Below are 14,051 nucleotides of genomic sequence, written 5' to 3'. Positions count from 1 at the left end.
TGCGTACGGATGGGCCAGTAGTGCGATAATAGAGGTTTGCCCGCGCGCCGGGTGCCTATTCTTTGATCAGGTTGCCACCCATGCCACAATTCGCCCCGCTCCAGAACGACACCTTCCTGCGTGCGCTGCTGCGCCAGCCGACCGACTACACGCCGGTGTGGCTGATGCGCCAGGCGGGGCGCTACCTGCCGGAATACCGTGCCACGCGCGCGCGCGCCGGCTCCTTCCTGGGCCTGGCCAAGAATCCGGATTACGCCACCGAAGTGACGCTGCAGCCGATCGACCGCTATCCGCTGGATGCCTCGATCCTGTTCTCGGACATCCTGACGGTGCCGGACGCGATGGGCCTGGGCCTGTATTTCGAGGATGGCGAAGGCCCGAAATTCGAGCGCACCGTGCGCACCGAGGCAGACGTCGCCAAACTGCAGGTGCCGGACATGGCGCTGCTTTCGTACGTGTTCGACGCCGTGACCCAGATCCGCACCGCCCTGAACGGCCGCGTGCCGTTGATCGGCTTTTCCGGCAGCCCCTGGACCCTGGCCTGCTACATGGTCGAAGGCGGCGGCTCGCGCGAGTTCCACACGATCAAGAAGATGCTGTACGCGCGCCCCGACCTGATGCACCGCATCCTGGACGTGACCGCGCAGGCCGTGATCCAGTACCTGAACGCCCAGATCGACGCCGGCGCCCAGGCCGTGATGATCTTCGATTCCTGGGGCGGGGCGCTGGCCGACGGCGCCTACCAGGCGTTCTCGCTGGCTTACATGCGCAAGATCGTGGCCGGTCTGCAGCGTGAAAAGGATGGCGTGCGCATTCCGGCGATCGTCTTCACCAAGGGCGGCGGCCTGTGGCTGGACGAGATGGCGGACATCGGCGCCGACGCGCTCGGTCTGGACTGGACCGTGAACCTGGGCCGCGCCCGCGCCCTGGTCGGCGACCGCGTCGCCCTGCAGGGCAACCTCGACCCGGCGGTCCTGATGGCCGGCCCGGACCAGATCCGTGCGGAAGTGGAAAAGGCGCTGGGCAGCTACGGCACCCCGGCGGCCGGCCACGGCCACGTGTTCAACCTGGGCCACGGCATCTCGCAATTCACCCCGCCGGAGTCGGTGACGGCGATGGTGGAGGCAGTGCACAACTTTAGCCGCCGCCAGCGCGCCTGAACCCGGCTGCTGCCAAAGCGCACCATCCTCACACTTATTCACAAAACCGTGAACACGCTCGGTCCAGCCTGTGGAAATGTACAGTACTGGGTTTGTTTATATAAGTAATTGATTCTATTGAGTTTCGTGCCGGCGTGACGGAGCGCGCAGGAAGGCTGTTCATTGGTCCGGCGGCGGCTTGCCCACGTTGGCAGCACATTGTTCACAAAGTTATGCACAGCTTCTGTGAATAATGTCGAAAAGTGCTTGGTTTACCGGGGTTTACGCGATTTCCTCAAGTGTTGCATCAAGTTTATGTTGCACTGCGCTTGAGTTCTTCACCGGAAATGCCCAGTTATGCACAGAAGCGGCCGAGCGATGCCGAATTTCGGGATCAGGAAGGTCGAACAGGCAAGTGCCTGAATTTAAAAGAGAAAATTTTTTGTGAACTTAGGGAATTGCTAAGTGCTTTGAGCTAACGTAAACCTTTGTCCCGGTCAAGTTTTCCATTTTCCACAAAGTTTTCCACAGTTCTCCACAGCTCTCCCGTAAAGGTCCGGTTTGCCGTATTGCATCTTACAAATCGCGCTCGACACGCCGCTCGACAGCGTGTTCGACTACCGCTGGGAATGTGAGCCCGGCAGCGAGCCTGCGGTCGGGCAACTTGCGCTGGTCAACTTCGGGCGGCGCGAAGCCGTTGGCGTGATCGTCGCCGTCAAGCACCAGACCGAGGTTCCGCTGGACAAGCTCAAGGATGCGCTGGCGGTGCGCAGCCAGTTGCCGCCGCTGTCCGGACAATGGCTGGCGCTGGCGCGTTTTGCCGCCGACTATTACCACCGGCCGCTCGGCGAGGTGGCGCTGCCGGGCCTGCCGAAAAACCTGCGCCTGGGCAGCACGGTGGCGCTGGACCGTGCCCTCAAGAAGCTGGCCAAGCTCGACGAGTCGCACGACCCGGCCCCGGTCGCGATGCCGGTATTGAATGGCGCCCAGCAGCAGGCCGCCGACGCCATCGGCCAGGCGCAAGGCTTCACCCCGCTGCTGCTGTACGGCGTGACCGGCAGCGGCAAGACCGAGGTCTACCTGCAGGCCTGCGCCCAGGTGCTGGCGCGCGAGGCGGAGGCCCAGATCCTGATCCTGGTCCCGGAAATCAACCTGACCCCGCAGCTCGAAGCGAACATCCGCGCGCGTTTTCCGGGCGTGATGCTGGCGACCCTGCACAGCAGCCTGTCCGAGGGCGAGCGCATGCTGCACTGGCTGGCCGCGCACCAGGGCCGCGCGCGCATCGTGCTCGGCACCCGGCTGGCGATCCTGGCTTCGCTGCCGCATTTGAAACTGATCGTGATCGACGAGGAGCACGACCCCTCGTACAAGCAGCAGGAAGGCCTGCGCTATTCGGCGCGCGACCTGGCCGTGTGGCGCGCCCACCAGCTCGGCATTCCGATCGTGCTGGGCTCGGCCACGCCCTCGCTGGAGAGCTGGCACCACGCGCAGACGGGCCGTTACCGCAAGCTGGAACTGCGCGAGCGCGCCGTGAAGGATGCCGTACTGCCGCGCGTCAAACTGGTCGACATGGAAAAGGACAAGCCGAAGGAGGGATTGACTTCGGCCCTGATCGCGGCGCTGCGCTACCGGATGGAGCGCGGCGAACAGTCGCTGCTGTTCCTGAACCGGCGCGGCTATGCGCCGGTGCTGTCCTGCGACGCCTGCGGCTGGATCAGCAACTGCACCCGCTGCACCGCCTTCATGGTCCTGCACCGGCCCGAGCACCGGCTGCGCTGCCACCACTGCTCGCTGGAGCTGCGGATTCCGCATTCCTGCCCGACCTGCGGCAACATCGACCTGCAGCCGCTCGGGCGCGGCACCCAGCGCATCGAGGAAGGCTTGCAGTCGCTGTTCCCGGAGGCGCGCGTGCTGCGCATCGACGCCGATTCCACGCGCCGCAAGGGCAGTGCCCAGGCCGCTTTCGACACCGTGCACCGCGGCGACGTCGATATCCTGATCGGCACGCAGATGGTCGCCAAGGGCCACGACTTCAAGAACCTGACCCTGGTGGGCGTGCTGAATCCGGACACGGCCCTGTTCTCGCAGGATTATCGGGCCAGCGAGCGCCTGTTCGCCCAGTTGATGCAGGTGGCGGGACGGGCTGGGCGCGCCGGACTGGAATCCGAAGTGCTGATCCAGTCGCGCTACTGCCAGCACCCGCTGTACGGCGCGGTGATGCGGCACGACTACGACCGTTTTGCCGGCAGCTTGCTGGAAGAACGCCACCAGGCCGCGCTGCCGCCCTATATGTACCAGGCCCTGTTGCGCGCCGAGGCGCCGGAACTGGCCACTGCCATCGCCTTCCTGGAACAGGCGCGGGACATGGTGCCGACCGCTCAGTTGCAGCCCGATGCGGTCGTCCTCAACGATCCCATTCCCATGACCATGACGCGGGTGCACAATGTCGACCGTGCCCAGCTGCTGGTCGAATCGAATTCACGCCCGGCCCTGCAGGCCTTCCTGACCGTCTGGGTCGATGCCTTGCGCGCGATGAAGTCGCGGGTGCGCTGGTCGCTTGAGGTCGATCCGCTCGATATCTGATACCGAATGACGCTTTACACACCCTCCAACATCCTGTCGTCAGCTGTCCTGGCCTCGCTGCTGGGTTGGTCGGCCGCCGCAGGTGCCGCCACGCCCAATCCGGGCGCCGACGCCGCCAACCTGGTCAAGACCCGCCTTGCCGCCAAAGATTGCGGCGAAGCCGTGACAGAGTTGAAAGCCGGACTGAAGCAGGGATACCGCGAAGTCGTCCTGCTGGCCGCTGCCATGCACGACAGGGGCTTTTGCGTCAAACGCGACTGGAACCGTGCCGCCGATTTTTATGCGCAGGCCTACCAGGCCGGCATGAAGGAAGCAGCCGACTTCCTGGCCGCAGGGTTCGCGGCGCCCGAGAATGGCCCGGACGTGGCGGCCGCCCTGTGGTGGGCCAGCCGCGGCAGGGGCTATGCCGCGAAGGGCTGTACCGTCAGTCCGGCCGCCGCCGACGATCCCGACCGCTTCGTCGCCGAACTCGCGACCTGGCCGCAGTCGCGGCGGGCAGCGTGCAACTATGTTGCCGGCGTGCTGTCTACGATTGTGGCCGAGGTCAAGTATCCTGCGACGGCCCAGAATTATTTGATCGAAGGCGATATTCATCTGCGCTTCCTGCCCGGCGTGCCGCGCATCGACTTGCGGATGGAAAATGTTTCCGAACTTGATCCGCTGGAGCGGAGACCAAACGGCCTGATGCGCGACCGCTCCCTCAAGAAGCTGAGCGCCGACTTCGAGAAAATGATCGATGACATCTCGAAGCGCGCCTTGCAGCGCTATCCGCAGCCGGAAGGCATTCCCGCGGATACCGTGGTCGAGCTCAGTTACCGCTTTCGCTTCGACGCCTGACCGGAGCGAGCTATGCCGGCACCCCGCACCGTCTCCCTCGGCATGCTGCCGGTCTGCGGCCTCGCCGCGCTGCTGTGCCTGCCGTCTCTCGCCGGCGCTGCGGCCACGCCTGGTCTCGAGGCCGTCGCCGCGGTGACGCGCCGGATCGAAGCGAAGGACTGCGCTGGCGCCGTCGACGAATTGAAGGCCGGGCTGAAGCAGAGCCATGCGGAAGTCTCGTTGCTGGCGGGCACCATGTACGAACATGCCGTGTGCGTGCCGCGCGACTGGAACCGTGCCGTGCTGTTCTACGTCCAGGCTTACCAGAGCGGTTTGAAGGAGGCGGCCGACCGCCTGGCCGCCGGCTACGCGGCACCGGAGAACGGTGCGGACGTGGCCGCTGCCCTGTGGTGGGCGGGCAAGGGCCGGATCGAGGCATCGCCGGGCCGGCAAGCCCTGGCGCCGTGCGCCGTCAGTCCCGCGGCGGCCGGCGACATGGACCGTTTCGTCGCCGAGCTGCAGACCTGGCCGCAGTGGCGGCTCGCCATGTGCAATTACGTGGCCGGCGTGATGGCGAGCTTGTCGGCCGAGATCAGGTATCCGGCGCTGGCACAGGCGTATGGCGTGGGCGGAGAAGTCACGCTGCGCTTTATGCCGGCGGTGCCGAAGATCGAACTGAAGAAGGGCGATGCCCGCGAGTACCAGTTGCTCGGGGTCGTCAATGGCGACATCATGCGCGACCGCGAGACGCCGATGGTGACGGGCGGCTTCGAGAAAGCCATCGGCACGGTAGCCGACCGGGCCCTGCGCCGCTATCCGAAGCCCGGCGGCATCCCGGACGAGGCCGTCTTCTTCGTCCGCTATGTCTTCGAACTCAGGTAAGGTCCTGAGCATTTCCCGAAAATAGCGTATCGTCATGTCCGCGAACTACCGGAGATGAAGATGCAGAAACTGAAGGTTGATGTCGCGGTGATCGGCGCCGGCACGGCGGGGCTGGTCGCCTACCGTTCCGCCAGGGCGCAGGGCGCGCGTACCGTCATGATCGAGGGCGGCCCCTACGGCACCACCTGCGCGCGCGTGGGCTGCATGCCCAGCAAGCTCCTGATTGCCGCCGCCGAGGCCGCACACTTCATCGATGCCGCGCCCGGCTTCGGCATCCATGCCACGGGCAAACGCGTCGACGGCGTGGCCGTGATGGAACGCGTGCGGCGCGAGCGCGACCGCTTCGTCGGTTTCGTGCTGGAGGGCGTGGACAACATCCCCGATGACGACAAGCTGCGCGGCTATGCGCGCTTCACCGGTCCGCATACGCTGATGGTCGACGACCATACTGAGGTCGAGGCCGCGCGCATCGTGATCGCCACCGGCTCGACCCCGACCCGCCTGCCCAAGCTGGAGAAGGTCGGCCCCGGCATCGTCAACAGCGACGACGTGTTCTATTGGCAGGATCTGCCGCGTTCGGTGGCCGTGATCGGTACCGGCGTGATCGGACTGGAGCTGGGCCAGGCCCTGACCCGCCTGGGCGTGCGCGTGAGCGTGTTCGCGCGCGGCGGCAGCGTCGCCCAGTTGACCGATCCGGTGGTGCTGCGCAATGCCGGGCGCGTGCTGGCCGAGGAGATCGACCTGCACTTCCAGTCCGAGATCGTGAGTGCGGTGCAGGACGGCATGGATGTCGCATTGACCATCCGCCAGGACGGCGCGGAGCGCGTGCTGCGCTTCCAGTACGTATTGCAGGCGACCGGGCGCACGCCGAACGTGGCCGGCATCGGCATCGAGCACCTGGGCCTGGAACTGGGCGCGAACGGGGTGCCGCTGTTCGACAGCCGCACCATGCAGTGCGGTAGCAGCCACGTATTCATCGCCGGCGACGCCAACAACGAGCGCCCGGTGCTGCCGGAGGCGGCCGACCACGGCAAGATCGCCGGCGATAATGCCGGCCGCTACCCGGACATCCGTCCGGGCCTGCGCCGTGCCTCGCTCACGATTGCCTTCACCGAGCCGAACATCGTGACCCTGGGCGCCGGCTACAAGCAGTTGTGCGCGCCGGGCAAGCCGAAATTCGCGATCGGCCAGGTCTCGTTCGAGAACCAGGGCCGCAGCCGCGTCATGCTGCAGAATAAGGGGATGCTGAGGGTGTATGGGGAATACGGCAGCGGCCGCTTCCTGGGCGCCGAGATGATCGCCCCGCGCGGCGAGCACATCGGCCACCTGCTGGCCTGGGCCGTGCAGTCACGCCTGACGGTCGAGCAGATGCTGGAGATGCCGTTCTACCACCCGGTGGTCGAGGAGGGCGTGCGCACCGCGCTGCGCGACCTGGCGGCCAAGCTCGCGAAGGGCGCCAGCGACCTCGATCCGGACGAGGTCGAGCCCGGCACCTAAGGTGGACACCCCGTGCCCACGCGTGACGTCAATTCAGATAACTTGCATCCAGCTTCCCTTCCGAAGCCAGCTGCCGCAGGATCTTGATCGTATCGATATCGGCCTCCTGGTAGGCCGATTTCTTGAAATCCTCGTACATCTTGCCCATCTCGTCGCTCGCCGAGGCATTGCCGTCGTCGTACAGGAAGCGCACCCACAGCACGCCCTCGGTCGGCGCCTCGATCGTCATGGTCATGCGCGAGGCCGCGATTTCTCCCTGGGCCGGGACTTCGTAGCGCACTTCCTGCAGCGGGGTCAGGTGCACGACGTCGTCGATCACCAGCTTGCCGTAGCGCAGGCGGCGCGCGAAGCTGCCGCTCTCGCGGTCGCCGAGCGTGCATTCGTCCAGGTGCGGCATGAACATCTTCGGGTCTTCGGCGCGCAGCACCAGGCCGCGCCACAGCTGCTCGCGGGTCATGGTGTCCGCCAGCGGGTTGAGCGGGTCGTTAATCTCGATCAGGTGTTCAAATTTCATGTTCTGTTCTCTCGCTTGGCCAGCACTAAAGCGGGTATATGGTGGCGGATGGCGTGCTGACAAGCCACAACACAAGGTGTTTTCCTGAAATGATTTTAGCGTGCGCGGCCGGGCGCCGTTAAAATGCTGAGCTCAATGTTGAGCTCACCCCAGTAGCTGTCCTGCAAGAAAAAATCCCATGTCGACCCCGAATTTCGGACTCAACGGTCCGCAGAGCGAAGCCGTGCTCTACCTCGACGGTCCTTGCCTGGTGCTGGCCGGCGCCGGCTCAGGCAAGACCCGCGTGATCACCCAGAAGATCGCCTACATGATCGAGCACCGCGGCTACGATCCGCGTACGATCGCCGCACTGACCTTCACGAACAAGGCCGCGCTCGAGATGCAGGAGCGGATCGGCAAGCTGCTCAAGCAGCCGAAACAGGCCAAGCAGTTGACGGTGTCGACCTTCCACTCGCTGGGCGTGAAGATCCTGCGCCAGGAGGCGGCCGGGGTCGGGCTGAAGGACAAGTTCTCGATCATGGACAGCGACGACTGCTACACCGTGGTCTCGGATCTTGCCGTCACCACCGACAAGCACGAGATCCGCCGCATCCAGAACGCGATCTCGCTGTGGAAGAACGGCCTGGTCGATCCCGAGGACGCGATCCGCGACGCGCGCGACGAGGAGGAAGCCCAGGCCGGCCGCATCTACCGCAGCTATGTGGCGACCCTGCAGGCCTACCAGGCGGTCGACTTCGACGACTTGATCCGCCTGCCGGTGGAGCTGTTCCGCAACAACGAGCCGATCCGCGACCGCTGGCAGCGCCGCCTGCGCTACCTGCTGATGGACGAGTACCAGGACACCAACACCTGCCAGTACGAGCTGGTGAAGCTGCTGGTGACGGGCCTCGGCAAGAAGCCGATGTTCACGGCGGTGGGCGACGACGACCAGGCGATCTATGCCTGGCGCGGCGCCTCGGTCGAAAACCTGAAAACCCTGCAGACCGACTTCCCGGACCTGCGGGTCATCAAGCTCGAGCAGAACTACCGCTCGACCACCCGCATCCTGCAGGCCGCCAACGCGGTCATCGGCAACAACCCGAAGCTGTTCGAGAAGGCGCTGTGGTCCGAGCACGGCCTGGGCGAGCCGATCAAGGTGCTGGGCATGCCGAACGAAGAAACCGAGGCCGACCAGATCGCGATGATGATCTCGTCCGAGCGCTTCCAGCGCAAGAACAAGTGGGCCGACTTCGCGGTCCTGTACCGCGGCAACCACCAGGCCCGCATCATCGAGCAGGCGCTGCGCAAGGAGCGCATCCCGTACACGATCTCGGGCGGCCAGAGCTTTTTCGACAAGGCCGAGATCAAGGACGTCATCGCCTACCTGCGCCTGATCGCCAACCAGGACGACGACCCGGCCTTCATCCGCGCCATCACGACGCCCAAGCGCGGCGTCGGCATGGCGACCATCGAGGCGCTGGGCGAATTCTCGAAGCAGTGGAACTGCTCGCTGTTCGAGGCTTCGTTCAAGGGCGGCCTCGAAGCCAGGCTGCAGGACCGCCAGCTGATCCCGCTGCGCGAATTCTGCCACTGGATCAACGAACTGGAAGACCGCGCCACCCGTCCGGGCCCGTCCGGCAGCGGTGACAATGCCGCCGAGCTGCTCGACGACATGATGAAAGAGATCAACTACGAGCACTACCTGTACGAGAACTTCGACGACAAGGCCGCCCAGGGCAAGTGGCAGAACGTGCTCGAGTTCACCAACTGGCTGAAGGAGCGCGGCCGGGGCGGGCGCGACCGCGACGGCGAGGAAAAGAACCTGCTCGAACTGACCCAGATGGTGGCCCTGATGTCCATGCTCGAAGGCCAGGACGAGGAGCAAGACGCGGTACGCATGTCGACCCTGCATGCATCGAAGGGCCTGGAATATCCGCACGTCTACCTGGTCGGCGTCGAGGAGGGCATCCTGCCGCACAAGGGCGATCCGGATGATCCGGTCGAGCGCATCGCCGCCCGCATCCAGGAAGAACGGCGCCTGATGTACGTCGGCATTACGCGCGCCCAGCGCACCCTGCACGTCACCTGGTGCAAAAAGCGCAAGCGTGCGGGCGAGCTGATGCACTGCGATCCGTCCCGCTTTATCAAGGAAATGGCGCTCGATGTCGGCGATGCGCCACCAAAAGAAGATGAAGTGCTGAGTCCGAAAGCGCGCCTGGCCAACCTCAAAGCCTTGCTGGCGACCCCAAAAGTCTGACAGGCAATGCCTGGACTTGCCGGAGATTGATGATGAATTAACGGGAGTAGTCTACCGTTGGGTGTTCAATATCATGCATTGCGCATAAGTCTTAATGATGTGACAAGGGTGCGCACGATTGAAATTGGCATTTGACTTCAACTGTTGAGCAGGAAATACTTTCCTGAAGTGACTGTGTCACATTCAACTTTTGAAATTAGTAAATATGGCGACCGTATCCGACCTCACTACTATTCCTTGGGCTAGGCAGCTACTGCATATCAATGCCTTGCTGGATACTGGACCGGACTGGAACTACCTTACCTCTTCTACCCCCAATACGATTTACTACACGTTTTCTGTTGCGTCGGGGAATGAGGATTCAACGTCGGCGCAGAAAAACTTTACCGGTACCCAGCAGGCATTTACTAATGACCAACAAGCATCGGTAGATAAGTTGCTGGAGGCTGGAGGCTACCTCAACCAGGTAACCGGTATTAACTTTGTTAAAACCACCAACGGCAATGACGCGCAGATCCATTTCTGCAATGTTAACCTTATTGGCAGCCTCACAACTGGCCTGTGCAGCTGGCAAAGTTCCTATCAATACGAGTATGGGACGAACAATGTGGTCAGTTACGACGCCGACGCTTACGTGTATCTGGATAACGTCGAGTTCGGCGCAGAAAATGCGGATCTGACTCCAGGGAAAGCTGGATTTGAGACCTTGCTGCACGAGATGGGCCACGCGCTTGGCCTGAAGCATTCGTTCTACGACCCAACATCAGACAATCCGAATCCGATCTACCTGCCCGAATCGCAGGACAACACCAGCAATACCCTGATGTCGTACAAACACTCTGGCGGCCCGCACGCGACCTACAGCCCGTACGACATCGCCGCCCTCAACTGGCTTTATGGTCAGGATGGTCTTGGTGGGAAGCTCGGTATCAATTCTCAGGGCGGGGGCCGGTATATCACGGGCACCGCCGCAAATGACACACTCGAAGGCTATGGAGGCAATGACATGATTGATGGCGGACCTGGTGCCGATACCGTCGTATTTCACGGCGCGCGCAGCAACTACACGTTGGCGACACTGCCGAACGGCGACCTGCAAGTAGCGAGCATCGATGGCATCGACGGAGTCGACACCTTGCGCTCAATCGAGATCCTGAAGTTCTCGGACATGAGCGTGAGCCGTGCCGACGTGGTCGATACCGTGGCGCCGGACAAGCCGACCCTGGTGGTGACCAAGAACGTGAACGGCTACACGACCGGCAACACGCCGCTCGTGACTGGCCGGACCGAAGCGGGCGCCATCGTCAAGATCTTCACCAGCAATAACCAGCAGGTCGGGACGGCCACGGCCGACGCCAACGGCCTCTGGACCACGAAGCTCGCTGCATTCGCGGACGGCCTGAAATACCAGGTCTACGCCACCGCGACTGATGCTGCGGGCAATGTATCGCAGGCCAGCGACTCCGCAAGCTTCGATGTCGATGCCACGCCGCCGGTCAAGCCGACCTACAGCATGGCCTATGTTGCAGGCGACAACCAGGCGACGCTCAACGGCACCGGCGAAGCCGGCACTACCATCGAACTGGTGCGCGCCAACGACCTCCAGACCATTGCCCGCACGACGGTCGGCAGCGACGGCAAGTGGCAAGTGCAAACCTCGCCGCTGCCGAACGGCGACTATTCGGTCAAGGTGATCTCGATCGATTTGGCCGACAACGCCACCAATGCCGATACGCGCGCGATCTGGTCTGTCAACAGCGCGGCGAACCTCACCGGCACCAGCGGCAATGACGTGCTCAAGCCCGGCGCCGGCAACAATGCCGTCGACGGCGGAGCCGGCATCGATACCGCCGTCTACGCGGGCTCGCGCAGCAACTTCACGATTGCCCAGGAAGCCTGGGGATTCGGCGTGACCGACAAGACCGCTCCCAATGGCAGCAACCATGACGCCCTGATCAATGTCGAGCGCGTGCAGTTCGACGACGCCTGGGTGGCGCTGGACATCGACGGCATCGCCGGCCAGATCTTCCGCCTCTATACGGCCGTCCTGGGGCGTCCGGCCGAGGCGGCCGGCATGGGTTACTGGATGTGGCGCATGGAAGGCGGCACCGCCCTGACCACGGTGGCGCGCGAATTCATGAACCAGCCCGAGTTCGATACCCTGTACGGCACCAGCCCCACCGACACGACCTTCGTCACGAAGCTGTACAACAACGTGCTGCACCGCAATCCGGACGCCGCGGGTTTCGATTACTGGCTGGGTTCCCTGAGCCACAACAGCAACCCGGACAAGGCCGCGGTGCGCACCCAGATGCTGATCGACTTCAGCGACAGCCTGGAAAACCAGGCAAACGTGGTCGGCACTTTCCAGCACGGCATCGACTACACGCCTTGGCACCAGGCCTGAGCGGACCATCCGACAAAGCCGGCGCCGACGCGCCGGCCTCGTCCACGACGAGCCGCTGGCATAATGCGGCTCTTTTCATTTCAGGAGCTGCCGTGAGCGACGAAGACCGCATCATCGATATCGAAATCAAGCTGGCCCACCAGGAAAACCTGGTCGAGTCGCTGAACCAGACGATTTACGAGCAGGGCCGCCGCATCGATCAGCTGGAAGCCATGGTCGCCAAGCTGGCCGAGCACATCCGCACCCTGCGCGATGCCGGGCAAGGGCCGGTGAACGAGAAGCCGCCGCATTACTGATCCAGCCGTGTTGCATGAAGCCGCAATTTCATCATTTCTTTAATGAAATTCTAGTTGCCTAAAGAGAGGGAAATCGGTCTATATCGCATGAATTAACAAAATTTAATGTGCAATTAGAAGAAAAATAACCTACGGTAGCTCTACCTCGCGGTATCATTATTTGGATGATGTAAATACAATAGATCCATCATTTTCGATAGATGTATTGGTCCACGCGAGGTCAATGTGAAAGTATCTGTTCGGCATACCGAGCTACTACCCGAACCGGGCTCCTGGACGTCGCCGGGGCTATCGCCGGCGCCGCGTCGCGCCGAGACAGCACAGCAGTTCGAATTCGTCACCGTCACCGGCGACCACGAACGCTCGGATGTGCAAGCGGCATGGCGCCGTCTGCTGGAAGCCCGCCGCAGTCCGGAACAGCTGTACCAGCTGCCGGAATTCTTCCGCTACCTGATGGATACTGCGAAAGCCGGTACGCCGGCGTGCGATCTTTACCTCGTGCGCCGCAGCAGCGATGGGCAGATCGTCGGTATCGTCCCGGGACGCAGGTCGACGCAGACCGTCGGCGTCCGCCTCGGTCCCCTGTCCCTGTTCCAGCGTAAGGTGCTTCTCTACCAGGTGCTCGGCAGCGTACCGCTGCTCGACGACAGCGAGGGCCACCTGTCCGGCTTCGTCTTCAGGAACCTGCTGCAGCGCCACCCCGATTGCCGCGCGCTGCTGATGCAGGCGATGCCGGAAGAACTGGCGGGAACGATCGGCGGCAAAGGACTGTCCTGCCACATCCTGAACGGCTGGCAGAACTGCCATACCATGCCGCTGCCGGAGAATGTCGAGGACTACCTGCAAAAGCTCAGCGCCAAGAAGCGCTATAACCTGTCGCGCCAGGTCCGGCTGCTGGCCAAGGAAGCGGGGGAGGTCAGCCTGGTGCGGGTCGAGGATGCCGGCCAGGTTGCGGCCCTGACGGACGGCATGCGTGCCCTGCTGAGTGCCGAAGATTTGGCCACCCAGCCGTCGCAGATGAAGCTGGAGAGCCTGGCCCGTCATGGCCTGCTGCATTCCTATGTGTTGCAATGCGGCGGCCAGCCGGTGGCCCTGGTGCTGGGTACCCGCACGAACGAGGTGTGGTACGTCCACAAGATCTGCTGCAAGCAGGAATACATGAGCTTCTCGGTCGGCACCAGCATGATCCACCTGGCCCTGCAGGACGCGATCGCGCATTTCGATTTCGACCATGCCGATTTCGGCTATGGCACGCCGAACCAGGAATTCCGCGCCACCCACGTGCTGCAACGGCGCGGCAAACTGTTGCTGTGCCGGCGGCACAGCATGGCCAACCTCCTGTTTCGGCTGCACGGCATCCAGGACCGCATGAACGAAGTCTTGATCAGCCGTATCAAGACAATCCGCAAGCAGCTGAGGCGGCGCAGGCAGACCGTCCGGTAGTTGCATCTCTTGCCGGCCACGCATGGGCGCTGAGCACGAGTTCTACGTTGTCTCGAAGCGCAAGCTGGCGATCCGTTCGCCAGCAAGTTCATCCTGCTGCAGCCTTTCCTGAAGGCGCAGGAGAAAATCAATCTCAGCTGCGGCGACCCGGAAGGACGGGACAATGACCGGCTGTCGAGGGCGAATTGGGCCTGATGCCCGCCGGTGGGGCGGTATGGGTGCTCATCATTGCCGGGGT

The 14,051-nt window shown here is 63.3% G+C and carries 10 protein-coding genes; 9 read left to right on the top strand and 1 reads right to left on the bottom strand.

Translation table 11 applies throughout. The features are described from left to right. Positions 1-80: 80 nt before the first annotated feature. From hemE to ACI48D_RS18325, 5 genes are all read left to right on the top strand, one after another. Positions 81-1,160 (top strand): uroporphyrinogen decarboxylase, encoded by a 1,080-nt coding sequence (gene hemE / locus ACI48D_RS18345; protein ID WP_435572680.1) that lies wholly within the window; start codon positions 81-83, stop codon positions 1,158-1,160. A 540-nt stretch (positions 1,161-1,700) separates the two neighbouring features. Next, positions 1,701-3,722 (top strand): primosomal protein N', encoded by a 2,022-nt coding sequence (locus ACI48D_RS18340; protein WP_435572679.1) that lies wholly within the window; start codon positions 1,701-1,703, stop codon positions 3,720-3,722. Positions 3,723-3,728: 6 nt separating this feature from the next. After that, positions 3,729-4,559 carry a hypothetical protein gene (locus ACI48D_RS18335; RefSeq protein ID WP_435572678.1) on the top strand — a complete coding sequence of 277 codons (831 nt, stop codon included), beginning with the start codon at positions 3,729-3,731 and terminating at the stop codon, positions 4,557-4,559. Between the two features lie 12 nt (positions 4,560-4,571). Further along, positions 4,572-5,420 carry a hypothetical protein gene (locus tag ACI48D_RS18330; RefSeq protein ID WP_435572677.1) on the top strand — a complete coding sequence of 283 codons (849 nt, stop codon included), beginning with the start codon at positions 4,572-4,574 and terminating at the stop codon, positions 5,418-5,420. A 60-nt stretch (positions 5,421-5,480) separates the two neighbouring features. Then, positions 5,481-6,917 (top strand): dihydrolipoyl dehydrogenase, encoded by a 1,437-nt coding sequence (locus tag ACI48D_RS18325; protein WP_435572676.1) that lies wholly within the window; start codon positions 5,481-5,483, stop codon positions 6,915-6,917. A gap of 28 nt (positions 6,918-6,945) precedes the next feature. Here the strand turns inward: ACI48D_RS18325 and ACI48D_RS18320 are convergent, their stop codons facing one another. Further along, entirely contained in the window at positions 6,946-7,431 is a 486-nt protein-coding gene (locus ACI48D_RS18320) for an SRPBCC family protein (protein ID WP_435572675.1), read from the bottom strand. 178 nt (positions 7,432-7,609) lie between these two features. On the opposite strand from ACI48D_RS18320, the gene ACI48D_RS18315 reads away from it, so the two are divergent. The 4 genes from ACI48D_RS18315 (at position 7,610) to ACI48D_RS18300 (ending at position 13,813) form a co-directional block, all read left to right on the top strand. Beyond that, on the top strand, positions 7,610-9,667 hold the full coding sequence (locus ACI48D_RS18315) for a UvrD-helicase domain-containing protein (RefSeq protein ID WP_435572674.1): 2,058 nt from the start codon (positions 7,610-7,612) through the stop codon (positions 9,665-9,667). A 205-nt stretch (positions 9,668-9,872) separates the two neighbouring features. Further along, positions 9,873-12,074, top strand: a complete 2,202-nt coding sequence (locus ACI48D_RS18310) for a DUF4214 domain-containing protein (RefSeq protein ID WP_435572673.1) — start codon at positions 9,873-9,875, stop codon at positions 12,072-12,074. Between the two features lie 92 nt (positions 12,075-12,166). After that, a complete protein-coding gene (locus tag ACI48D_RS18305; RefSeq protein ID WP_435572672.1) occupies positions 12,167-12,370 on the top strand; it encodes a SlyX family protein in 204 nt (67 codons plus the stop codon). A gap of 225 nt (positions 12,371-12,595) precedes the next feature. Then, the gene (locus ACI48D_RS18300; RefSeq protein ID WP_435572671.1) at positions 12,596-13,813 is read left to right on the top strand and encodes a GNAT family N-acetyltransferase; all 1,218 of its coding nucleotides are present in this window, start codon (positions 12,596-12,598) and stop codon (positions 13,811-13,813) included. The last annotated feature ends 238 nt before the right edge of the window (positions 13,814-14,051 follow it).

It is taken from the genome of Massilia sp. LXY-6 (assembly GCF_051233485.1).
In the GTDB taxonomy this organism is placed as follows: Bacteria; Pseudomonadota; Gammaproteobacteria; order Burkholderiales; family Burkholderiaceae_D; genus Telluria.
The sequence above is the reverse complement of the archived record's forward strand: the minus strand, read 5'-3'. Positions and strand labels throughout refer to the sequence as shown.